Origin of the sequence: Escherichia sp. TW14182 (genome assembly GCF_000208525.1) — a bacterium.
Lineage (GTDB): Bacteria > Pseudomonadota > Gammaproteobacteria > Enterobacterales > Enterobacteriaceae > Escherichia > Escherichia ruysiae.
In genome coordinates this window covers 1-24,079 of the sequence record NZ_AEJZ01000037.1, presented here as the reverse complement: position 1 = coordinate 24,079, position 24,079 = coordinate 1, and the positions used below count along the sequence as shown (strand labels likewise).

Sequence of the window (24,079 nt, the reverse complement as noted above, 5' to 3'; positions counted from 1 at the left end):
GCCTCAGGCGACAGGCACATATCGGAGAGAAACTATGTTTGAACCAATGGAACTTACCAACGACGCGGTGATTAAAGTCATCGGCGTCGGCGGCGGCGGCGGTAATGCTGTTGAGCACATGGTGCGTGAGCGCATTGAAGGTGTTGAATTTTTCGCGGTAAATACCGATGCACAGGCGCTGCGTAAAACGGCGGTTGGGCAGACGATTCAGATCGGTAGTGGTATCACCAAAGGACTGGGCGCTGGCGCTAATCCAGAAGTTGGCCGTAATGCGGCTGATGAGGATCGCGATGCACTACGTGCGGCGCTGGAAGGTGCAGACATGGTATTTATTGCAGCAGGTATGGGTGGTGGTACTGGTACAGGTGCTGCGCCGGTCGTTGCTGAAGTGGCAAAAGATTTGGGTATCCTGACCGTTGCTGTCGTGACTAAGCCTTTCAACTTTGAAGGCAAGAAGCGTATGGCCTTCGCGGAGCAGGGGATCACTGAATTGTCCAAGCATGTGGACTCATTGATCACCATCCCGAACGACAAACTGCTGAAAGTGCTGGGGCGCGGTATCTCCCTGCTTGATGCGTTTGGCGCCGCGAACGATGTGCTGAAAGGCGCAGTTCAGGGTATCGCCGAACTGATTACTCGTCCGGGTCTGATGAACGTGGACTTTGCAGACGTACGTACCGTGATGTCTGAAATGGGCTACGCAATGATGGGTTCTGGCGTGGCGAGCGGTGAAGATCGTGCGGAAGAAGCGGCTGAAATGGCTATCTCTTCTCCATTGCTGGAAGACATCGACCTGTCTGGTGCGCGCGGCGTGCTGGTTAACATCACGGCGGGCTTCGACTTGCGTCTGGATGAGTTCGAAACCGTAGGTAACACCATCCGTGCATTTGCTTCGGATAACGCAACTGTGGTTATCGGTACTTCTCTTGACCCGGATATGAACGACGAACTGCGTGTAACCGTGGTTGCAACAGGTATCGGCATGGACAAACGTCCTGAAATCACTCTGGTGACCAATAAACAAGTTCAGCAGCCGGTGATGGATCGTTACCAGCAGCACGGTATGGCACCGCTGACGCAAGAGCAGAAACCGGTAGCTAAAGTGGTGAACGACAATACGCCGCAAACTGCGAAAGAGCCGGATTATCTGGATATCCCAGCTTTCCTGCGTAAGCAAGCTGACTAAGATTAAGCTGGAATTTGGGTTACCAGGCTCTTTGTGCTAAACTGGCCTGCCGAATGTATAGTACACTTCGGTTGGATAGGTAATTTGGCGAGATAATACGATGATCAAACAAAGGACACTTAAACGTATCGTTCAGGCGACGGGTGTCGGTTTACATACCGGCAAGAAAGTCACTCTGACGTTACGCCCTGCGCCGGCCAACACCGGGGTCATCTATCGTCGCACCGACTTGAATCCACCGGTAGATTTTCCGGCCGATGCCAAATCTGTGCGTGATACCATGCTCTGTACGTGTCTGGTCAACGAGCATGATGTACGGATTTCAACCGTTGAGCACCTGAATGCTGCGCTCGCGGGCTTAGGCATCGATAACATTGTTATCGAAGTTAACGCACCGGAAATCCCGATCATGGACGGTAGTGCCGCTCCGTTTGTTTACCTGCTGCTTGATGCGGGTATCGACGAGCTGAACTGCGCCAAGAAATTTGTTCGCATCAAAGAGACTGTTCGTGTCGAAGATGGCGATAAGTGGGCTGAATTTAAGCCATACAATGGTTTTTCGCTGGATTTCACCATCGATTTCAACCATCCGGCTATCGATTCCAGCAATCAACGTTATGCGATGAACTTCTCTGCTGATGCGTTTATGCGCCAGATCAGCCGTGCGCGTACGTTCGGTTTCATGCGTGATATCGAATACCTGCAGTCTCGTGGTTTGTGCCTGGGCGGCAGTTTCGATTGTGCCATCGTTGTTGACGATTATCGCGTACTGAACGAAGACGGTCTGCGTTTTGAAGACGAATTTGTTCGTCACAAAATGCTCGATGCGATCGGTGACTTGTTCATGTGTGGTCACAACATTATTGGTGCATTCACCGCTTATAAATCCGGTCATGCACTGAATAATAAATTGTTGCAGGCTGTCCTGGCAAAACAGGAAGCCTGGGAATATGTGACCTTCCAGGACGACGCAGAACTGCCGTTGGCCTTCAAAGCGCCTTCAGCCGTACTGGCATAACGACATTTATACTGTCGTATAAAATTCGACTGGCAAATCTGGCACTCTCTCCGGCCAGGTGAACCAGTCGTTTTTTTTGAGCTTTTATCAGAGCCGTAAGAAACGGTGCGAACGCTGTTTTCTTAAGCACTTTTACGTACAACTTATCTTCATTCCTGCTGTGGACTTCAGGCTTTAATGATAAGATTTGTGCGCTAAAAACGTTTGAATACGATCGGGATGGCAATAACGTGAGTGGAATACTGACGCGCTGGCGACAGTTTGGTAAACGCTACTTCTGGCCGCATCTCTTGTTAGGGATGGTCGCGGCGAGTTTAGGTCTGCCTGCGCTCAGCAACGCCGCCGAACCAAATGCGCCCGCAAAAGCGACAACCCGCAACCACGAGCCTTCCGCCAAAGTTAACTTTGGTCAGTTGGCCTTGCTGGAAGCGAACACGCGCCGCCCGAACTCAAACTATTCTGTTGATTACTGGCATCAGCACGCAATTCGCACGGTAATCCGTCATCTTTCCTTCGCAATGGCACCGCAAACGCTGCCCGTTGCCGAAGAATCTTTGCCTCTTCAGGCGCAACATCTTGCTTTACTGGATACGCTCAGCGCGCTGCTGACCCAGGAAGGCACGCCGTCTGAAAATGATTATCGCATTGATTATGCGCATTTTACCCCACAAGCAACATTCAGCACGCCCGTCTGGATAAGCCTGGCGCAAGGCATCCGTGCTGGCCCTCAACGCCTCAGCTAACAACAATAAACCTTTATTTCATTTTATTAACTCCGCAACGCGGGGCGTTTGAGATTTTATTATGCTAATCAAATTATTAACTAAAGTTTTCGGTAGTCGTAACGATCGTACCCTGCGCCGGATGCGCAAAGTGGTGAACATCATCAATGCCATGGAACCGGAGATGGAAAAACTCTCCGACGAAGAACTGAAAGGGAAAACCGCAGAGTTCCGCGCGCGCCTGGAAAAAGGCGAAGTGCTGGAAAATCTGATCCCGGAAGCCTTCGCCGTCGTGCGTGAAGCAAGTAAGCGCGTCTTTGGTATGCGTCACTTCGATGTACAGTTGCTCGGCGGTATGGTTCTTAATGAACGTTGCATCGCGGAAATGCGTACTGGTGAAGGTAAAACTCTGACCGCAACGCTGCCTGCTTACTTGAACGCATTAACCGGTAAAGGTGTGCACGTTGTTACCGTCAACGACTACCTGGCGCAACGTGACGCCGAAAACAACCGTCCGCTGTTTGAATTTCTCGGCCTGACCGTCGGCGTCAACCTGCCGGGAATGCCTGCGCCGGCAAAGCGTGAGGCTTACGCGGCTGACATCACTTACGGTACGAACAATGAATACGGCTTTGACTACCTGCGCGACAACATGGCGTTCAGCCCTGAAGAACGTGTACAGCGTAAACTGCACTATGCGCTGGTGGACGAAGTGGACTCCATCCTGATCGATGAAGCGCGTACACCGCTAATTATTTCCGGCCCGGCTGAAGACAGCTCGGAAATGTATAAGCGAGTGAACAAAATTATTCCGCACCTGATCCGTCAGGAAAAAGAAGACTCCGAAACCTTCCAGGGCGAAGGCCACTTCTCTGTTGATGAAAAATCTCGCCAGGTGAACCTGACCGAACGTGGTCTGGTGCTGATTGAAGAACTGCTGGTGAAAGAAGGCATCATGGATGAAGGGGAGTCGCTGTACTCTCCGGCCAACATCATGCTGATGCATCACGTAACGGCGGCGCTGCGCGCTCATGCGCTGTTTACTCGCGACGTCGATTACATCGTTAAAGATGGCGAAGTTATCATCGTTGACGAACACACCGGTCGTACCATGCAGGGGCGTCGCTGGTCCGATGGTCTGCACCAGGCTGTTGAAGCTAAAGAAGGTGTGCAGATCCAGAACGAAAACCAGACGCTGGCTTCTATCACCTTCCAGAACTACTTCCGTCTGTATGAAAAACTGGCGGGGATGACCGGTACTGCTGATACCGAAGCATTCGAATTCAGCTCAATTTACAAGCTGGATACCGTAGTCGTTCCGACCAACCGTCCGATGATTCGTAAAGATTTGCCAGACCTGGTCTACATGACCGAAGCAGAAAAAATTCAGGCGATCATTGAAGATATCAAAGAACGTACTGCGAAAGGTCAGCCGGTGCTGGTGGGTACTATCTCCATCGAAAAATCGGAGCTGGTGTCAAATGAGCTGACCAAAGCCGGTATCAAACACAACGTCCTCAACGCCAAATTCCACGCCAACGAAGCGGCGATTGTTGCTCAGGCAGGTTATCCGGCAGCGGTGACCATCGCGACCAACATGGCGGGTCGTGGTACTGACATTGTGCTTGGTGGTAGCTGGCAGGCAGAAGTTGCCGCGCTGGAAAATCCGACCGCAGAGCAAATTGAAAAAATTAAAGCCGACTGGCAGGTACGTCACGATGCGGTACTGGCAGCAGGTGGCCTGCATATCATCGGCACCGAACGTCACGAATCTCGTCGTATCGATAATCAGTTGCGCGGTCGTTCTGGTCGTCAGGGGGATGCTGGTTCTTCCCGTTTCTACCTGTCGATGGAAGATGCGCTGATGCGTATTTTTGCTTCCGACCGAGTATCCGGCATGATGCGTAAACTGGGTATGAAACCAGGCGAAGCCATTGAGCACCCGTGGGTGACCAAAGCGATTGCCAACGCCCAGCGTAAAGTTGAAAGCCGTAACTTCGATATTCGTAAGCAACTGCTGGAATATGATGACGTGGCTAACGACCAGCGTCGCGCCATTTACTCCCAGCGTAACGAACTGCTGGATGTTAGCGATGTGAGCGAAACCATCAACAGCATTCGTGAAGATGTGTTCAAAGCGACCATCGATGCCTACATTCCGCCACAGTCACTGGAAGAAATGTGGGATATTCCGGGTCTGCAGGAACGTCTGAAAAACGATTTCGACCTCGATTTGCCGATTGCCGAGTGGCTGGACAAAGAGCCTGAACTGCATGAAGAGACGCTGCGTGAGCGTATTCTGGCGCAGTCCATCGAAGTGTATCAGCGTAAAGAAGAAGTGGTTGGTGCTGAGATGATGCGTCACTTCGAGAAAGGCGTCATGCTGCAAACGCTTGACTCCCTGTGGAAAGAGCACCTAGCAGCGATGGACTATCTGCGTCAGGGTATCCACCTGCGTGGCTATGCACAGAAAGATCCGAAGCAGGAATACAAACGTGAATCGTTCTCCATGTTTGCAGCGATGCTGGAGTCGTTGAAATATGAAGTTATCAGCACGCTGAGCAAAGTCCAGGTACGTATGCCTGAAGAGGTTGAGGAGCTGGAACAACAGCGTCGTATGGAAGCCGAGCGTTTAGCGCAAATGCAGCAGCTTAGCCATCAGGATGACGACTCTGCAGCCGCAGCGGCACTGGCGGCGCAAACCGGTGAGCGCAAAGTAGGACGTAACGATCCTTGCCCGTGCGGTTCTGGTAAAAAATACAAGCAGTGCCATGGTCGCCTGCAATAAAAGCTAACTGTTGAAATAAAAGGCGCAGGATTCTGCGCCTTTTTTATAGGTTTAAGACAATGAAAAAACTGCAAATTGCGGTGGGTATTATTCGCAACGAGAACAATGAAATTTTTATTACTCGTCGTGCCGCAGATGCGCACATGGCGAATAAACTGGAGTTTCCAGGCGGTAAAATTGAAATGGGCGAAACACCGGAACGAGCGGTGGTGCGTGAACTTCAGGAAGAAGTCGGGATTACCCCGCAACATTTTTATCTATTTGAAAAGCTGGAATATGAATTCCCGGACAGGCATATAACTCTGTGGTTCTGGCTGGTCGAAAGCTGGGAAGGGGAGCCGTGGGGTAAAGAAGGGCAACCCGGTAAGTGGATGTCGCTGGTCGGTCTGAATGCCGATGATTTTCCGCCAGCCAATGAACCGGTAATTGCGAAGCTTAAGCGTCTGTAGGTCGGACAAGGCGTTTACGCCGCATCCGACATTTGCGCAAGATGCCTGATGCGACGCTGACCGCGTCTAATCAGGCCTACGTGCGGCATCAGACAAAATGTCACTGCTTTGGCTCTTCGCTCCAGTCATCACTCTCAGAAAGATCACCGCTGCTGGGGATTCGTTTTTCTTCAGCAGCCCATTCTCCGAGGTCGATCAGTTGACAACGTTTGCAACAAAATGGCCGAAACGGGCTGACTTCACCCCAAACCACCGTTTTCCCGCAGGTAGGGCAATTCACCGTAATAGTTTCTGACATTTTTACTCCTTAGCAACAGGCCAGTTCGAAATCCAGACGTTCCGGTACTTGTCCATTTTCACTGTCCAGCGGCATAAAACGAATCGCAAAACGGCTTTTATGACCGGAAATTTGCGGATAAAGCTGTGAATCGAGCGCCAGATTCAGGCGCAGCAAATCGGCATCGTCACCATTATCCTGATAAAAACCATTCAGGCTGGTTTGTTTGCGGAAGGGGGCAGACTGGCGAATTAAATCAAGCACCATGGTAAGTGCCTGGGTGAGCGGGTTCAGGCTGGCAATCCAGGTTTCTACCTGGCTGTCGCGTTGTGACTGGGGTAAATGCAGCCAGATATGCAAAGTGGGCAAATCAAAGCTACAACAGCCGCCAGGGATGCTCAGACGCTGACGCACTAAGGCAATCAGCCTGTCTTCACGTAGAAATTGCCCGATACGCGGCGCGGAAATCAACACGCTACCCGCTGTTTTTAACTGCTGAATTAATGCTTCAATACGGCTCTGATCAACGCCTGGCACGCCAATCCAGGTCTGGAGTTTACGTTGCTGGCGGTCAAGCTCTTTCAACAGCTCAGTGCGCACTTCTCCGCGCTCGAAAACATCCAGCAATTCGCTGACATTACGGAAGAAATGCAGGGCGCCAGCGTAGTCAACGATGGGTAAATTTACGGTGAGTTGTTGAATTAAAAACTCAATGCGCAGCCATGTACGCATTTTTTCATTTAGTGGATGTTCAAAAAGGACCTGGGTCTGCATTACGGTTTTTCCTGTGAGACAAACTGCGACGCAAGCTGCAAATAGTGTGCGTGCAGGCGGGCAACATCCGATGCAATAGCATTCGGTGCGCCGTTATTATCAATGACGTCATCTGCCACGGCAAGACGGGCTTTGCGCGTTGCCTGGGCAGCAAGAATTTGTTCGACATGCTCGCGAGTAACATCATCGCGCTGCATGGTGCGCTTAAGTTGCGTTTCTGGGCTGACATCCACCACCAGCACACGATTCGCTTTTTTATACAGTGAATTTTCTATCAGCAATGGCACAACCCACAGTATATAGGGAGAAGTTGCCTGCTGGATCTGACGTTGCGTCTCCTGCTGAATCAGCGGATGCAGCAGGGCGTTAAGCCAGTTTTTCTCTTCCGGGTTAGCGAAGATCCGCTCGCGCAAGACCCTGCGCTGCAATGACCCATCAGCAGCAATCATGTCAGCGCCAAAGTGTTCAGCAATGGCACGTAGCGCAGGTGCACCTGGTTCAACCACCTGACGCGCAATAATATCGGCATCAATGACGTTAATTCCGAGGTCTGCAAACGCATTTGCAACGGTACTCTTGCCACTGCCAATGCCTCCCGTTAAGGCAACTATATACCTCATAATTTATATTCCCGGGAATTCATCATGATTATCAAAATGTTAAAAATGAGCGTACAAAAGCGAAATTGATGGAACATTCGCTCATTATTTACCAGGTAAATTTATGGGATTGTAGCGTAAAAAAAGACAATTTCGCAGTCTTGCGCCACATCGATTAGTGCGTATGATAGCGTCACTGGAGTTGCGCTCTTATCCTTATAGCCATTAACCCCAGGAATCCGCACATGCGTATTGAAGAAGATCTGAAGTTAGGTTTTAAAGACGTCCTCATCCGTCCTAAACGTTCTACTCTTAAAAGTCGTTCCGATGTTGAACTGGAACGTCAATTCACCTTCAAACATTCAGGTCAGAGCTGGTCCGGCGTGCCGATTATCGCCGCGAATATGGACACCGTAGGCACTTTTTCCATGGCCTCTGCGCTGGCTTCTTTTGATATTCTGACTGCTGTGCATAAACACTATTCTGTCGAAGAGTGGCAAGCGTTTATCAACAATTCTTCCGCTGATGTGCTGAAACATGTGATGGTTTCTACCGGCACGTCTGATGCGGATTTCGAAAAAACCAAACAAATTCTCGACCTGAACCCGGCATTAAACTTCGTTTGTATTGATGTGGCGAATGGTTATTCCGAACACTTCGTGCAGTTCGTTGCGAAAGCGCGTGAAGCGTGGCCGACCAAAACCATTTGTGCTGGCAACGTAGTGACTGGTGAAATGTGTGAGGAGCTTATCCTCTCCGGTGCTGATATCGTTAAAGTTGGTATTGGCCCAGGTTCTGTCTGTACAACTCGCGTCAAAACAGGCGTCGGTTATCCGCAACTTTCTGCGGTAATCGAATGTGCCGATGCCGCGCACGGTCTGGGCGGGATGATCGTCAGCGATGGTGGCTGCACCACACCGGGCGATGTCGCGAAAGCCTTTGGCGGCGGTGCTGATTTCGTGATGCTCGGTGGTATGCTGGCAGGCCACGAAGAGAGCGGTGGTCGCATTGTTGAAGAGAACGGCGAGAAATTTATGCTGTTCTACGGCATGAGCTCCGAGTCTGCGATGAAACGCCACGTTGGCGGCGTTGCGGAATATCGCGCTGCAGAAGGTAAAACCGTTAAGCTGCCGCTGCGTGGTCCGGTTGAAAATACCGCACGTGATATTTTAGGTGGTCTGCGTTCAGCTTGTACATACGTTGGGGCTTCACGCCTGAAAGAGCTGACCAAGCGCACCACGTTTATCCGTGTGCAGGAACAAGAAAACCGCATCTTCAATAACCTGTAATCTCCCAATGCTGGCGTGGATCACCACGCCAGCGTTATCCCATCCCACTCATCGCATCGCCTAAATGGAAAATTGGCAGATACATTGCCACCACCAGTGTACCGATAATTCCTCCTGTAATAACCAGCAACGCCGGTTCCAGTAAGGCTGCAAGATTATCTGCCAGCGCCAGCGTGTTATCCCGATGATGGTGAGCGAGGTTATCTAACATGAGATCCAGCGAGCCGGATGCCTCTCCTGTTCTCACTAATTGCAAACAGAGTGGGCTAAACTCACCGGCATTTTTTAGCGCCAGCCAGATAGGCTGACCGTTACTGATATCGTGCTGGATTTGTGTCAGAAGTTGCGCCCAGTATGGGCAGCGCATTGTTTCTCTGACGCTCTCAATCCCTTGTAAAAAAGTAATCCCTGCACTTTGTGTCAGCGCCAGAATCGTAAAAATCTGCGTGAGTTTTTGTCCCCGCATCAGGGAACCCATAATCGGGATGCGTAACAGCAATTTCTGTCGCACGATAAGCCAGGTCGGGCGGCGCATCAGCAACTTATTGGCTATCGCCAGCAGAAAACCGAACAACACCAGCAGCCAGCCCCATTCGCCACTAAAGTCTGCCAGCGTCATGATCCCCTGCGTTAGTGCCGGTAGTGGGGTGTTGAAGGTCTTATAGATAGCGGCAAACTCCGGCAGAACAAAATGCAGCATTGCCACAACCACCATGATTGCCATCGCTAAAATGATGATGGGATAGCGCAATGCTGATTTCACTTTGTCGGCCAGCTGTCGCTGGGCTTTTTGCTGACGAGCCAGTTCAAAACAGCATTCATCCAGCTTACCGGTCAGTTCACCCGTGCGGATCATCGCCTGGTAGAGTGGTGGAAATACCTCTGACCAGGGTAATAAAGCATTGGAAAAGGTAACGCCCTGCTCGAGATCGTGCGCCAGTGATTGGAGCAACACTTGCCATTGCTTACTGGGATGCTGTTCCGCCAACAGTGCCAGCCCTTCAGAAAGCGTCAACCCGGCTTTGAGTAGCGTCGCCAGTTGATGAATGACTTCCGCGCTTTTATCTCCTCGCCACTGCGCAGAATTGATGGCGATTCGCTTCAGGCTTAGTGGGGTAACCATCTGTTGCTGTAGTGCCATAAGCAGCAAAGCACGGCTCTCTGCCCATAGCATCCCATCTTGCGTATTGCCGTCGCCGGTTATGCCATGCCAGCGCCAGAGTTGCTTACTCGCCATGCGGCATCCCCAATACGCGGATTAACTCTTCAAAGGTGGTTAAGCCTTGCTCCACGGCCAGGCAGCCGTTTTCAAAAAGCGTGCGCATTCCCGCCTGTCGGGCGTGCGTTTCCAGCGATTCAACGTCGGTATTAGCGGCAATAAGCTGACGTATAATCGGTGTTATGGGCAAAACTTCAAACAAGGCCGTGCGACCATAAAAACCGAGGTAGCAATGTTCACAACCGGGTGCTTGCCAGCGGGGCAGCGGCGATAGCCATACATTGTCGGGAATATGGATAGGCTCCCCTTGCTGCCGGCGACAATGTGGGCAAAGTTTGCGTACCAGACGCTGGGCTATTACCAGCGTGAGCGCCGACGAGAGCATCCAGCGGGCGACCCCCATTTGCTGTAAACGCACCAGCGTTTCGCAGGTGGAATTAGTGTGTAGCGTAGACAATACCAGATGACCCGTTTGCGCGGCTTTAATGGCGATTTCTGCCGTTTCGCCATCGCGGATCTCTCCGATCATGATGACGTCAGGATCCTGGCGCAATAACGCACGCAAAACGCCCTGAAAGGTGAGCCCGGCACGCGGATGTATTTGCGTCTGGTTTAGCCCGGCGATGGGGATCTCAACCGGATCTTCGACGCTACAAATATTAATGTCAGCGGTATTCAGCGTTTGCAGGGCACTATAAAGCGTGACCGTTTTGCCGCTTCCGGTAGGGCCAGTTACCAGCACCAGTCCCTGTGGTTGCTGTAGGGCATGAGCAAAGTCCGCCAGTTGTAACGGCTGCATTCCCAGCGTGTTGACATCCAGCGCCTGGTTCACCTGCTGTAACAACCGTAATACCACCTTTTCACCGCCCCGACATGGCAAGGTCGCAATACGAAATGAGACGGCGTTCCCTGCCAGTTCGACAGTGAATTGCCCGTCCTGCGGCAGGCGATGTTCCGCAATATCCAGGCTTCCCAGCACTTTTAATCTGGCGGTTAATGCCACTCCGATATCCAGCGGAATGTCCGGCAAAGGATGCAGTACACCGTCGATACGCAGGCGGATACGGTATCCATTGTCTGCTGGTTCGATATGAATATCAGACGCGCGTTGTTCCAGCGCAGATTGTAACGTTTGGGTCAGCAACTCTGCTCTGGGCTGATGCTTCTCCTGAACGGCTAAGGGCAACGTTTGTTGTACGCGACTGGCGTGACCTTCCATCTGCTGGCGCGTCCAGCAGGTGATCTCAATGCGTTTAGTGGTGGCAAAATGTAAGGCGTCGAGGAATTCATGCGAAGGCGCATCGACCACCGCCACATGAACCACCTCTTCGCTGGCATCCAGCAAGACTCCCTGATAACGCAGACACAGGGCGGTGAGCTGTGAAATATTCATGGCCGCTCCTTAGTTAGCGTCATCAAAGCGGAAGACATCTTCGCAGGCTTGCTGCAACGCGCTGTCACTTTGAATATTGCAGTTGCGCGTCCAGCCGGTGACGCCGTTTGCGTTATTCCAACCCGGTGTCATGACGACGCTTAGCCCATTGAGACTTTCTTGCCCGGTCAGCGACACCACGCCCTTTGCCACACTCATGGCTGAAACATAGCGGGTGGTGGTAGGCGAGGGAATGCCATTACTGCCACCGTCGCAGGTATCTATTCCACCATGTTCCAGCGCGCACAACTCTACGGCGGTACGGTAAGGCACAAAGGTTTGTAGCATGTCGGTGAGTGCGGCTTTGCGCAGGTAGTTTTGATAAGCGGGAATGCCGATGGCGCTTAAAATGGCAATGATGCCAATAACCACCATCAGTTCGATAAGTGTAAAACCGCGTTGCTTGTCCATCTGTTTTGCTCCTTGATTTCGTTGGCGCTACTTTGGCAAACGCCATCGGCACAGGCGAGGGGCAAAAAACAAAACGGGAAAGCAGCTTCCGGGGTTTTTTATTACGTTGCAGTGAAAGACAAGAAATTTGCGAGGCGTTACGAAGAAAGATGGGGGAAGGGAAGATTATCCGCCCGCTACGGAGCGGATAAATCTGTCAGCAATTAGCGAAAACGCATTGAAAGGTCGAGTGCCTGTACGTGTTTAGTTAGCGCACCGACGGAGATAAAGTCCACGCCCGTTTCGGCAAATTCGCGCAGAGTTTTGTCGGTGACGTTGCCAGACACTTCCAGTAGCGCCTTGCCGTTGGTGCGATTGACGGCTTCGCGCATCTGTTCTGTTTCGAAGTTATCCAGCATGATGATATCGGCACCTGCTTTCAGGGCTTCATCAAGTTCTTCCAGATTTTCTACTTCGACTTCTACTGGCGCATCCGGGTGCAACCAGGACGCTTTTTCGACCGCCTGACGCACTGAGCCGGAGGCAATAATATGGTTTTCTTTGATAAGGAAGGCATCAGAAAGCCCCAGACGGTGATTCGCTCCGCCGCCGCAAAGTACCGCGTATTTCAGAGCTGAACGCAGGCCGGGTAAGGTTTTGCGCGTATCCAACAACTGCGTGTTGGTGCCTTCCAGTAATTCGACATAGTGGCGTACCTTACTGGCAACCCCTGAAAGAGTTTGCACAAAATTGAGCGCAGTGCGTTCGCCCGTTAACAGCACGCGGGATGGGCCTTCAAGTTCGAACAAGGGTTGATTGGCGTTGATGACATCGCCGTCATCGACATGCCAGATGATGGTGACATCGTCGCCTGCCAGCTGAATAAACACCTCTTCAACCCAGCGTTTGCCGCAAAATACGCCATTCTCGCGGGTGATCACCGTGGCATGAGAGCGAGAATTTTCCGGTAAAAGTTTTGCCGTAATGTCATTGTTGGCATCGACTGTTCCGCCTAAATCTTCCCGCAGCGCCTGAGCCACCGCGCCGGGGATATCGAGATTAATGCGTTCCAGCAGCTCGTCACGTCGGGTGTCAGGGTTATAGCGGCGAGGCGGCATGTTAAAACTCCAGATAGCTAACGAATCATAAGGTAGAAACATGCTACTCTGAACCGGGTATTAGCACCACATATAAGGAGATCCTGCATGTTGTTAGAACAGGGGTGGCTGGTCGGCGCGCGCCGCGTTCCCTCACCACATTACGATTGTCGCCCGGATGACGAAACACCCACCCTGCTGGTGGTGCACAATATTAGCCTGCCGCCAGGCGAGTTTGGCGGTCCGTGGATCGACGCATTATTCACCGGAACTATTGATCCGCAGGCACATCCTTTCTTTGCTGAGATCGCCCATTTGCGCGTTTCCGCTCATTGTTTGATTCGCCGTGATGGTGAAATTGTCCAGTATGTTCCTTTCGATAAACGCGCCTGGCACGCGGGAGTCTCTCAGTATCAAGGTCGCGAACGCTGTAATGATTTTTCTATTGGGATTGAGCTGGAAGGTACTGACACGCTGGCGTACACCGATGCGCAGTATCAACAGCTTGCGGCGGTTACGCGGGCGCTGATTGATCGCTATCCAGATATCGCTAAAAACATGACGGGGCATTGCGATATTGCGCCGGAGCGGAAAACCGATCCCGGTCCTGCATTTGATTGGGCACGGTTTCGTGCGCTGGTTAGCAAGGAGACAACATGACGCTATTTACAACCTTACTGGTGCTAATTTTTGAGCGCCTGTTTAAGTTGGGCGAGCACTGGCAGCTTGATCACCGTCTTGAAGCGTTCTTTCGGGGGGTGAAACATTTTTCGCTGGGGCGCACGTTAGGTATGACCATTATTGCGATGGGGGTGACTTTTTTGCTGTTGCGCGCGTTGCATGGGTTATTGTTCAACGTCCCGACGCTGCTGGTATGGCTGTTGCTTGGTTTACTGTGTATTGGCGCGGGTAAAGTGCGTCTCCATTATCATGCATATCTGACAGCCGCTTCACGTAACGATAACCATGCCCGTTCCACGATGGCTGGCGAATTAACCATGATTCACGGTGTTCCTGCAGGTTGTGATGAACGTGAGTTCTTGCGTGAGCTTCAAAATGCACTGCTGTGGATCAATTTCCGTTTTTACCTGGCGCCGCTGTTCTGGTTGATTGTAGGGGGAACCTGGGGGCCAGTTACGCTGATGGGGTATGCGTTTTTGCGTGCATGGCAATACTGGCTGGCGCGTTACCAGACGCCGCATCATCGTTTACAGTCCGGCATTGATGCCGTGCTTCATGTGCTGGATTGGGTGCCGGTTCGTCTTGCGGGTGTGGTATATGCCTTGATCGGTCACGGTGAGAAAGCATTACCTGCCTGGTTTGCTTCGCTGGGTGATTTCCATACTTCGCAATATCAGGTGTTAACGCGTCTGGCGCAGTTCTCTCTGGCGCGTGAACCGCATGTTGATAAGGTGGAGACGCCGAAAGCAGCGGTTTCAATGGCGAAGAAAACTTCGTTCGTGGTTGTGGTGGTGATTGCGCTACTGACGATTTACGGAGCGTTGGTGTAAAGATTGTAGCCCTCACCCAGCGCGGGTGAGGGCGTAGAGAGATTAATGCGCTTTTATGGCTTTTGCGGTTTTCTCTTTAAACAGATAACCGATGCCTAACACGAGCAGCCATACCGGGATCAGGTAAACCGAAATCGCCATTCCCGGCGTCATCAGCATAATTACCAGTACCGCCGCCATAAACAGCAGGCAGATCCAGTTACCAAGTGGATAGAGTAGGGCAGGGAAGCGAGTTACCACGCCTTGTGCTTGTTTGGCGCGACGGAATTTCATATGCGCCAGGCTAATCATCGCCCAGTTGATTACCAGAGCGGAAACCACCAGCGCCATTAACAGTCCGAATGCGGACTCTGGGGCAAGGTAGTTAATCAGTACGCACAATGCCGTAACCAACGCAGAGACCAGAATGGTGTTTACCGGTACGCCGCGTTTATCGACGGAAGCGAGCATTTTCGGTGCGTTTCCTTGTTGTGCCAGACCGAAAAGCATACGGCTGTTGCAGTAGACGCAACTGTTGTAAACCGAAAGCGCCGCCGTCAATACCACGATATTCAGGGCGTTAGCCACAAAGGTATCGCCCAACTCGTGGAAGATCAGCACAAATGGACTGGTATCGGCGGTAACGCGTGTCCACGGCATCAGCGAGAGCAGAACGGCTAAGGAACCAATGTAGAAAATCAGGATGCGGTAGATAACCTGGTTAGTCGCTTTGGGAATACTTTGCTCCGGGTTATCTGCTTCTGCTGCGGTGATGCCCACCAGTTCCAGACCGCCGAACGAGAACATGATAATCGCCATCATCATCACCAGCCCGGTGAAGCCGTGCGGCAGGAAGCCACCTTGATCCCACAGGTTGCTAACGCTCGCCTGCGGGCCGCCGTTGCCGCTAAACAGCAGCCAGCCACCGAAGATGATCATCGCCACCACCGCGATAACTTTGATAATGGCAAACCAGAACTCCATCTCGCCAAACACTTTAACGTTGGTCAGGTTGATGGCGTTGATCACCACAAAGAATACGGCGGCCGAAGCCCAGGTGGGGATTTCCGGATACCAGAACTGAATGTATTTGCCGACGGCAGTAAGCTCTGCCATGGCAACTAAAACGTACAGTACCCAGTAGTTCCAGCCAGAGGCGAAACCAGCAAAGCTGCCCCAGTATTTATAAGCAAAGTGGCTGAAGGAGCCTGCTACCGGTTCTTCGACCACCATTTCACCTAACTGACGCATGATCAGAAAGGCGATAAAACCGGCAATAGCGTAACCCAGGATAATCCCTGGCCCTGCGGACTGTATTACGGAGGCGCTTCCCAGGAATAGCCCGGTTCCTATCGCGCCACCCAGCGCGATAAGCTGGATATGGCGGTTTTTAAGGCCGCGCTTTAGCTGCTCGCCGTGCTGTTGACCTTCCATCATGAAACCTCGTGCGGTGATTGTTTTTTTGATCTACGCAGTAATGCGTGTGTAAGTTTGCAATTCCGTTTGTTGTATTAATTTGTTTACATCAAAGGCGTTTGAATTGTTACAAAGGGACTTCCGTCAGTTCAAGAATAATGGTATGCGGCAGCGAATGCACTCGCTTTATGCCAGGTTGAAGATGAGTTGCCTAAAAAGAAATCGTTTGTAAAGGGAAGCCCCGAAACACCCCACCGCAATAAATGAATATAAATTCATTTTAATGGCATTAAAAATCGAAAAATTGGTAAGTGAATCGGTTCAATTCGGATTTTTATAGTTTAATAAACGTTAAAAAAACCATTACTCACGTAAAGTCTACATTTGTGCATAGTTACAACTTTGAAACGTCATATGTGTCAAGTTGTTAAAATGTGCACAGTTTCATGATTTCAATCAAAACCTGTATGGACATGAGGTGAATACTTTGTTACTTTAGCGTCACAGACATGAAATTGGTAAGACCAATTGACTTCGGCAAGTGGCTTAAGACAGGAACTCATGGCCTACAGCAAAATCCGCCAACCAAAACTCTCCGATGTGATTGAGCAGCAACTGGAGTTTTTGATCCTCGAAGGCACACTTCGTCCGGGCGAAAAACTCCCACCGGAACGCGAACTGGCGAAACAGTTCGACGTCTCCCGTCCCTCCTTGCGTGAGGCGATTCAACGTCTCGAAGCGAAGGGCTTGTTGCTTCGTCGCCAGGGTGGCGGCACTTTTGTCCAGAGCAGCCTCTGGCAAAGTTTCAGCGATCCGCTGGTGGAGCTGCTCTCCGACCATCCTGAATCACAGTATGACTTGCTCGAAACACGACACGCCCTGGAAGGTATCGCCGCTTATTACGCCGCGCTGCGTAGTACCGATGAAGACAAGGAACGCATCCGTGAACTCCATCACGCCATAGAGCTGGCGCAGCAGTCTGGCGATCTGGACGCGGAATCAAACGCCGTACTCCAGTATCAGATTGCCGTCACCGAAGCGGCCCACAATGTGGTTTTGCTTCATCTGCTAAGGTGTATGGAGCCGATGTTGGCTCAGAATGTCCGTCAGAACTTCGAATTGCTCTATTCGCGTCGCGAGATGCTGCCGCTGGTGAGTAGTCACCGCACCCGCATATTCGAAGCGATTATGGCCGGTAAGCCGGAAGAAGCGCGCGAAGCATCACATCGCCATCTGGCCTTTATCGAAGAAATTTTGCTCGACAGAAGCCGTGAAGAGAGTCGCCGTGAGCGTTCTCTGCGCCGTCTGGAGCAACGAAAGAATTAGTGATTTTTCTGGTGAAAATTAGCCAGAAGATGTTGTAAATCAAGCGCATATAAAAGCGCGGCAACTAAACGTAGAACCTGTCTTATTGAGCTTTCCGGTGAGAGTTCAATGGGACAGGTTCCAGAAAACTAAACGTTATTAGATAGATAAGGAATAACCCATGTCAGAACGTTTCCCAAATGACGTGGATCCGATCGAAACTCGCGACTGGCTCCAGGCGATCGAATCGGTCATCCGTGAAGAAGGTGTTGAGCGTGCTCAGTATCTGATCGACCAACTGCTTGCTGAAGCCCGCAAAGGCGGAGTCAACGTAGCCGCAGGCACCGGCGTCAGCAACTACATCAACACCATCCCCGTTGAAGAACAACCGGAGTATCCGGGTAATCTGGAACTGGAACGCCGTATTCGTTCAGCTATCCGCTGGAACGCCATCATGACGGTTCTGCGTGCATCCAAAAAAGATCTGGAACTGGGCGGCCACATGGCATCCTTCCAGTCTTCCGCAACCATTTATGATGTGTGCTTTAACCACTTCTTCCGTGCACGCAACGAGCAGGATGGCGGCGACCTGGTTTACTTCCAGGGCCACATTTCCCCGGGCGTTTACGCTCGTGCTTTCCTGGAAGGTCGTCTGACTCAGGAGCAGCTCGATAACTTCCGTCAGGAAGTTCACGGCAATGGCCTCTCTTCCTATCCGCACCCGAAACTGATGCCGGAATTCTGGCAGTTCCCGACCGTATCTATGGGGCTGGGTCCGATTGGTGCTATTTACCAGGCTAAATTCCTGAAATATCTGGAACACCGTGGCCTGAAAGATACCTCTAAACAGACCGTTTACGCGTTCCTCGGCGACGGTGAAATGGACGAACCGGAATCCAAAGGTGCGATTACCATCGCTACCCGTGAAAAACTGGATAACCTGGTCTTCGTTATCAACTGTAACCTGCAGCGTCTTGACGGCCCGGTAACTGGTAACGGCAAGATCATCAACGAACTGGAAGGCATCTTCGAAGGTGCTGGCTGGAACGTGATCAAAGTGATGTGGGGTAGCCGTTGGGATGAACTGCTGCGTAAAGATACCAGCGGTAAACTGATCCAGCTGATGAACGAAACCGTTGACGGCGACTACCAGACCTTCAAATCGAAAGATGGTGCGTACGTTCGTGAACACTTCTTCGGTAAATATCCGGAAACCGCAGCACTGGTTGCAGACTGGACTGACGAGCAGATCTGGGCACTGAACCGTGGTGGTCACGATCCGAAGAAAATCTACGCTGCATTTAAGAAAGCGCAGGAAACCAAAGGCAAAGCGACAGTAATCCTTGCTCATACCATTAAAGGTTACGGCATGGGCGACGCGGCTGAAGGTAAAAACATCGCGCACCAGGTTAAGAAAATGAACATGGACGGCGTGCGTCACATCCGCGACCGTTTCAATGTGCCGGTGTCTGATGCAGATATCGAAAAACTGCCGTACATCACCTTCCCGGAAGGTTCTGAAGAGCATACCTATCTGCACGCTCAGCGTCAGAAACTGCACGGTTATCTGCCAAGCCGCCAGCCGAACTTCACCGAGAAGCTGGAGCTGCCGAGCCTGCAAGACTTCGGCGCGCTGCTGGAAGAGCAGAGCAAAGAGATCTCTACCACTATCGCTTTCGTTCGTGCCCTGAACGTGATGCTGAAGAACAAGTCGATCAAAGATCGTCTGGTGCCGATCATCGCCGACGAAGCGCGTACTTTCGGTATGGAAGGTCTGTTCCGTCAGATTGGTATTTACAGCCCGAACGGTCAGCAGTACACCCCGCAGGACCGCGAGCAGGTTGCTTACTATAAAGAAGACGAGAAAGGTCAGATTCTGCAGGAAGGGATCAACGAGCTGGGCGCAGGTTGTTCCTGGCTGGCAGCGGCGACTTCTTACAGCACCAACAACCTGCCGATGATTCCGTTCTACATCTATTACTCGATGTTTGGCTTCCAGCGTATCGGCGATCTGTGCTGGGCGGCTGGCGACCAGCAAGCGCGTGGCTTCCTGATCGGCGGTACTTCCGGTCGTACCACCCTGAACGGTGAAGGTCTGCAGCACGAAGATGGTCACAGCCATATTCAGTCGCTGACTATCCCGAACTGTATCTCTTACGACCCGGCTTACGCTTACGAAGTTGCTGTCATCATGCATGACGGTCTGGAGCGTATGTACGGTGAAAAACAAGAGAACGTTTACTACTACATCACTACGCTGAACGAAAACTACCACATGCCGGCAATGCCGGAAGGTGCTGAGGAAGGTATCCGTAAAGGTATCTACAAACTCGAAACCATTGAAGGTAGCAAAGGTAAAGTTCAGCTGCTGGGCTCCGGTTCTATCCTGCGTCACGTCCGTGAAGCGGCAGAGATCCTGGCGAAAGATTACGGCGTAGGTTCTGACGTTTATAGCGTGACCTCCTTCACCGAACTGGCGCGTGATGGTCAGGATTGTGAACGCTGGAACATGCTGCACCCGCTGGAAACTCCGCGCGTTCCGTACATTGCTCAGGTGATGAATGACGCTCCGGCAGTGGCATCTACCGACTATATGAAACTGTTCGCTGAGCAGGTCCGTACTTACGTACCGGCTGACGACTACCGCGTCCTGGGTACTGATGGCTTCGGTCGTTCCGACAGCCGTGAGAACCTGCGTCACCACTTCGAAGTTGATGCTTCCTACGTAGTGGTTGCGGCGCTGGGCGAACTGGCTAAACGTGGCGAAATCGATAAGAAAGTGGTTGCTGACGCAATCGCCAAATTCAACATCGATGCAGAAAAAGTTAACCCGCGTCTGGCGTAAGAGGTAAAAGAATAATGGCTATCGAAATCAAAGTACCGGACATCGGGGCTGATGAAGTTGAAATCACCGAGATCCTGGTCAAAGTGGGCGACAAAGTTGAAGCCGAACAGTCGCTGATCACCGTAGAAGGCGACAAAGCCTCTATGGAAGTTCCGTCTCCGCAGGCGGGTATCGTTAAAGAGATCAAAGTCTCTGTTGGCGACAAAACCCAGACCGGCGCACTGATTATGATTTTCGATTCCGCCGACGGTGCAGCTGACGCTGCACCTGCTCAGGCAGAAGAGAAGAAAGAAGCCGCTCCGGCAGCAGCACCAGCGGCAGCGGCGGCAAAAGATGTTAACGTTCCGGATATCGGCAGCGACGAAGTCGAAGTGACCGAAATCCTGGTGAAAGTGGGCGATAAAGTTGAAGCTGAACAGTCGCTGATCACCGTTGAAGGCGACAAGGCTTCTATGGAAGTTCCGGCGCCGTTTGCAGGCACCGTGAAAGAGATCAAAGTGAACGTTGGCGACAAAGTGTCTACCGGCTCGCTGATTATGATCTTCGAAGTTGCGGGTGAAGCAGGTGCGGCAGCTCCGGCAGCTCCGGCTCCGGCGGCTAAACAGGAAGCGGCTCCGGCAGCAGCACCTGCACCAGCGGCTGGCGTGAAAGAAGTTAACGTTCCGGATATCGGCGGTGACGAAGTTGAAGTGACCGAAGTGATGGTGAAAGTGGGCGACAAAGTTGCCGCTGAACAGTCACTGATCACCGTAGAAGGCGACAAAGCCTCTATGGAAGTTCCGGCTCCGTTCGCGGGCGTCGTGAAGGAACTGAAAGTCAACGTTGGCGATAAAGTGAAAACTGGCTCGCTGATTATGATCTTCGAAGTTGAAGGCGCAGCGCCTGCGGCAGCTCCGGTGAAACAGGAAGCGGCAGCGCCGGCTCCAGCAGCAAAAGCTGAAGCACCGGCAGCAGCACCGGCTGCGAAAGCGGAAGGTAAATCTGAATTTGCTGAAAACGACGCTTACGTTCACGCGACTCCGCTGATCCGCCGTCTGGCACGCGAGTTTGGCGTTAACCTGGCGAAAGTGAAGGGCACTGGCCGTAAAGGTCGTATCCTGCGCGAAGACGTTCAGGCTTACGTGAAAGAAGCTATCAAACGTGCAGAAGCGGCTCCGGCAGCGACTGGCGGCGGTATCCCTGGCATGTTGCCGTGGCCGAAGGTGGACTTCAGCAAGTTTGGTGAAATCGAAGAAGTGGAACTGGGCCGTATCCAGAAAATCTCTGGTGCTAACCTGAGCCGTAACTGGGTGATGATCCCGCATGTTACTCACTTCGACAAAACCGATATCACCGAGCTGGAAGCGTTCCGTAAACAGCAGAACGAAGAAGCAGCGAAACGTAAGCTGGATGTGAAGATAACCCCAGTTGTCTTCATCATGAAAGCCGTTGCTGCGGCACTTGAGCAGATGCCTCGCTTCAACAGTTCGCTGTCGGAGGACGGTCAGCGTCTGACCCTGAAGAAATACATCAACATCGGTGTGGCGGTGGATACCCCGAACGGTCTGGTTGTTCCGGTATTCAAAGACGTCAACAAGAAAGGCATCATCGAGCTGTCTCGCGAGCTGATGACTATTTCTAAGAAAGCGCGTGACGGTAAGCTGACTGCGGGCGAAATGCAGGGCGGTTGCTTCACCATCTCCAGCATCGGCGGCCTGGGTACTACCCACTTCGCGCCGATTGTGAACGCGCCGGAAGTGGCTATCCTCGGCGTTTCCAAGTCCGCGATGGAGCCGGTGTGGAATGGTAAAGAGTTCGTGCCGCGTCTGATGCTGCCGATCTCTCTCTCCTTCGACCACCGCGTGATCGACGGTGCTGATGGTGCCCGTTTCATTACCATCATTAACAACACGCTGTCTGACATTCGCCGTCTGGTGATGTAAATAAAAGAGCCGGCCCATCGGCCGGCTTTTTTCTGGTAATCTCATGAATGTATTGAGATTATTAGCGAATAGACAAATCGGTTGCCGTTTGTTGTTTAAAAATTGTTAACAATTTTGTAAAATACCGACGGATAGAACGACCCGGTGGTGGTTAGGGTATTACTTCACATACCCTATGGATTTCTGGGTGCAGCAAGGTAGCAAGCGCCAGAATCCCCTGGAGCTTACATAAGTAAGTGACTGGGGTGAGGGCGTGAAGCTAACGCCGCTGCGGCCTGAAAGACGACGGGTATGACCGCCGGAGATAAATAAATAGAGGTCATGATGAGTACTGAAATCAAAACTCAGGTCGTGGTACTTGGGGCAGGCCCCGCAGGTTATTCTGCTGCCTTCCGTTGCGCTGATTTAGGTCTGGAAACCGTAATCGTAGAACGCTACAACACCCTCGGCGGTGTTTGCCTGAACGTCGGCTGTATCCCTTCTAAAGCACTGCTGCACGTAGCGAAAGTTATCGAAGAAGCCAAAGCTCTGGCTGAACACGGTATCGTCTTCGGTGAACCGAAAACCGATATCGACAAGATTCGTACCTGGAAAGAGAAAGTGATCAATCAGCTGACCGGTGGTCTGGCTGGTATGGCGAAAGGCCGCAAAGTAAAAGTGGTCAACGGTCTGGGTAAATTCACCGGGGCGAACACCCTGGAAGTTGAAGGTGAGAACGGTAAAACCGTGATCAACTTCGACAACGCGATCATCGCAGCGGGTTCTCGCCCGATCCAACTGCCGTTTATTCCGCATGAAGATCCGCGTATCTGGGACTCCACTGACGCGCTGGAACTGAAAGAAGTACCAGAACGCCTGCTGGTTATGGGTGGTGGTATCATCGGTCTGGAAATGGGAACCGTATACCACGCGCTGGGTTCACAGATTGACGTGGTTGAAATGTTCGACCAGGTTATCCCTGCGGCTGACAAAGACATCGTTAAAGTCTTCACCAAGCGTATCAGCAAGAAATTCAACCTGATGCTGGAAACCAAAGTTACTGCCGTTGAAGCGAAAGAAGACGGTATTTATGTGACGATGGAAGGCAAAAAAGCACCGGCTGAACCGCAGCGTTACGATGCCGTGCTGGTAGCGATTGGTCGTGTGCCGAACGGTAAAAACCTCGACGCAGGTAAAGCAGGCGTGGAAGTGGACGACCGTGGCTTCATCCGCGTTGATAAACAACTGCGTACCAACGTACCGCACATCTTTGCTATCGGCGATATCGTCGGTCAGCCGATGCTGGCACACAAAGGTGTTCACGAAGGTCACGTTGCTGCTGAAGTTATCGCAGGTAAGAAACACTACTTCGATCCGAAAGTTATCCCGTCCATCGCTTATACCGAACCAGAAGTTGCATGGGTAGGTCTGACTGAGAAAGAAGCGAAAGAGAAAGGCATCAGCTACGAAACCGCCACCTTCCCGTGGGCTGCTTCTGGTCGTGCTATCGCTTCCGACTGCGCAGACGGTATGACCAAACTGATTTTCGACAAAGAATCTCACCGTGTGATCGGTGGTGCAATTGTCGGTACTAACGGCGGTGAGCTGCTGGGTGAAATCGGTCTGGCAATCGAAATGGGTTGTGACGCGGAAGACATCGCGCTGACCATCCACGCGCACCCGACTCTGCATGAGTCTGTGGGTCTGGCGGCAGAAATATTCGAAGGTAGCATCACTGACCTGCCGAACCCGAAAGCGAAGAAGAAGTAATTCTTCGTGTGCCGGAACATCCGGCAAATTAAGAAGCGGCTATTCTGGCCGCTTCAGATTGTTGACAAAGTGCTCGTTGTTGATGCCGGATGCGGCGTAAACGCCTTATCCG

20 protein-coding genes are annotated in these 24,079 nt (G+C 51.9%); 12 read left to right on the top strand and 8 right to left on the bottom strand.

Annotation, left to right across the window (positions count from 1 at the left end):
* The first annotated feature begins 34 nt into the window (after positions 1–34).
* The 5 genes from ftsZ (at position 35) to mutT (ending at position 6,163) form a co-directional block, all read left to right on the top strand.
* On the top strand, positions 35–1,186 hold the full coding sequence (gene ftsZ, locus EQY_RS0103780; protein WP_000462777.1) for a cell division protein FtsZ: 1,152 nt from the start codon (positions 35–37) through the stop codon (positions 1,184–1,186).
* Positions 1,187–1,286: 100 nt separating this feature from the next.
* A complete protein-coding gene (lpxC, locus tag EQY_RS0103775; RefSeq protein ID WP_000595482.1) occupies positions 1,287–2,204 on the top strand; it encodes a UDP-3-O-acyl-N-acetylglucosamine deacetylase in 918 nt (305 codons plus the stop codon).
* A gap of 230 nt (positions 2,205–2,434) precedes the next feature.
* Positions 2,435–2,947, top strand: a complete 513-nt coding sequence (gene secM, locus EQY_RS0103770; protein WP_000014323.1) for a secA translation cis-regulator SecM — start codon at positions 2,435–2,437, stop codon at positions 2,945–2,947.
* 61 nt (positions 2,948–3,008) lie between these two features.
* Complete coding sequence (gene secA, locus EQY_RS0103765; protein WP_000905801.1) at positions 3,009–5,714, top strand: preprotein translocase subunit SecA; 2,706 nt, start codon at positions 3,009–3,011, stop codon at positions 5,712–5,714.
* Between the two features lie 59 nt (positions 5,715–5,773).
* Positions 5,774–6,163: an 8-oxo-dGTP diphosphatase MutT gene (mutT, locus tag EQY_RS0103760; RefSeq protein ID WP_000736036.1), complete on the top strand. Its 390-nt coding sequence runs from the start codon at positions 5,774–5,776 to the stop codon at positions 6,161–6,163.
* A 100-nt stretch (positions 6,164–6,263) separates the two neighbouring features.
* Here the strand turns inward: mutT and yacG are convergent, their stop codons facing one another.
* The 3 genes from yacG to coaE are packed head-to-tail and all read right to left on the bottom strand — an operon-like array spanning position 6,264 to position 7,834.
* A complete protein-coding gene (gene yacG / locus EQY_RS0103750) occupies positions 6,264–6,461 on the bottom strand; it encodes a DNA gyrase inhibitor YacG (protein WP_000005045.1) in 198 nt (65 codons plus the stop codon).
* Between the two features lie 9 nt (positions 6,462–6,470).
* Positions 6,471–7,214 (bottom strand): cell division protein ZapD, encoded by a 744-nt coding sequence (gene zapD, locus EQY_RS0103745; RefSeq protein ID WP_001194742.1) that lies wholly within the window; start codon positions 7,212–7,214, stop codon positions 6,471–6,473.
* On the bottom strand, positions 7,214–7,834 hold the full coding sequence (gene coaE / locus EQY_RS0103740) for a dephospho-CoA kinase (protein WP_001269533.1): 621 nt from the start codon (positions 7,832–7,834) through the stop codon (positions 7,214–7,216). The genes zapD and coaE overlap by 1 nt, the downstream gene beginning before the upstream one ends.
* Positions 7,835–8,058: 224 nt before the next feature.
* Here coaE and guaC point away from each other — a divergent pair, with 224 nt between their 5' ends.
* Positions 8,059–9,102: a GMP reductase gene (gene guaC, locus EQY_RS0103735; RefSeq protein ID WP_001217338.1), complete on the top strand. Its 1,044-nt coding sequence runs from the start codon at positions 8,059–8,061 to the stop codon at positions 9,100–9,102.
* 34 nt (positions 9,103–9,136) lie between these two features.
* Here the strand turns inward: guaC and hofC are convergent, their stop codons facing one another.
* From hofC to nadC, 4 genes are all read right to left on the bottom strand, one after another.
* Positions 9,137–10,339 (bottom strand): protein transport protein HofC, encoded by a 1,203-nt coding sequence (gene hofC / locus EQY_RS0103730; RefSeq protein WP_000157282.1) that lies wholly within the window; start codon positions 10,337–10,339, stop codon positions 9,137–9,139.
* Positions 10,329–11,714 (bottom strand): type II secretion system protein GspE, encoded by a 1,386-nt coding sequence (gene gspE, locus EQY_RS0103725; RefSeq protein WP_001027405.1) that lies wholly within the window; start codon positions 11,712–11,714, stop codon positions 10,329–10,331. The genes hofC and gspE overlap by 11 nt, the downstream gene beginning before the upstream one ends.
* 9 nt (positions 11,715–11,723) lie before the next feature.
* Positions 11,724–12,164, bottom strand: a complete 441-nt coding sequence (gene ppdD / locus EQY_RS0103720) for a prepilin peptidase-dependent pilin (RefSeq protein WP_000360890.1) — start codon at positions 12,162–12,164, stop codon at positions 11,724–11,726.
* A 203-nt stretch (positions 12,165–12,367) separates the two neighbouring features.
* Positions 12,368–13,261: a carboxylating nicotinate-nucleotide diphosphorylase gene (gene nadC / locus EQY_RS0103710; RefSeq protein WP_001135170.1), complete on the bottom strand. Its 894-nt coding sequence runs from the start codon at positions 13,259–13,261 to the stop codon at positions 12,368–12,370.
* 87 nt (positions 13,262–13,348) lie between these two features.
* Between nadC and ampD the strand changes: the two genes are divergently transcribed.
* Positions 13,349–13,900, top strand: coding sequence for a 1,6-anhydro-N-acetylmuramyl-L-alanine amidase AmpD (gene ampD, locus EQY_RS0103705; protein ID WP_000923724.1), 552 nt, complete (start codon positions 13,349–13,351; stop codon positions 13,898–13,900).
* The gene (gene ampE, locus EQY_RS0103700; protein ID WP_000171976.1) at positions 13,897–14,751 is read left to right on the top strand and encodes a beta-lactamase regulator AmpE; all 855 of its coding nucleotides are present in this window, start codon (positions 13,897–13,899) and stop codon (positions 14,749–14,751) included. Before ampD ends, ampE begins: the two co-directional genes overlap by 4 nt.
* A 42-nt stretch (positions 14,752–14,793) precedes the next feature.
* On the opposite strand, the gene aroP is transcribed toward ampE, so the two are convergent.
* Complete coding sequence (gene aroP, locus EQY_RS0103695; RefSeq protein ID WP_077629639.1) at positions 14,794–16,167, bottom strand: aromatic amino acid transporter AroP; 1,374 nt, start codon at positions 16,165–16,167, stop codon at positions 14,794–14,796.
* 540 nt (positions 16,168–16,707) lie between these two features.
* On the opposite strand from aroP, the gene pdhR reads away from it, so the two are divergent.
* From pdhR to lpdA, 4 genes are all read left to right on the top strand, one after another.
* Positions 16,708–17,472, top strand: coding sequence for a pyruvate dehydrogenase complex transcriptional repressor PdhR (gene pdhR / locus EQY_RS0103690; protein ID WP_000331776.1), 765 nt, complete (start codon positions 16,708–16,710; stop codon positions 17,470–17,472).
* 160 nt (positions 17,473–17,632) lie between these two features.
* A complete protein-coding gene (aceE, locus tag EQY_RS0103685; protein ID WP_000003834.1) occupies positions 17,633–20,296 on the top strand; it encodes a pyruvate dehydrogenase (acetyl-transferring), homodimeric type in 2,664 nt (887 codons plus the stop codon).
* 14 nt (positions 20,297–20,310) lie between these two features.
* Positions 20,311–22,218 carry a pyruvate dehydrogenase complex dihydrolipoyllysine-residue acetyltransferase gene (gene aceF, locus EQY_RS0103680; protein ID WP_000963502.1) on the top strand — a complete coding sequence of 636 codons (1,908 nt, stop codon included), beginning with the start codon at positions 20,311–20,313 and terminating at the stop codon, positions 22,216–22,218.
* Between the two features lie 324 nt (positions 22,219–22,542).
* Positions 22,543–23,967: a dihydrolipoyl dehydrogenase gene (gene lpdA / locus EQY_RS0103675; protein WP_000102484.1), complete on the top strand. Its 1,425-nt coding sequence runs from the start codon at positions 22,543–22,545 to the stop codon at positions 23,965–23,967.
* Positions 23,968–24,079 lie beyond the last annotated feature (112 nt).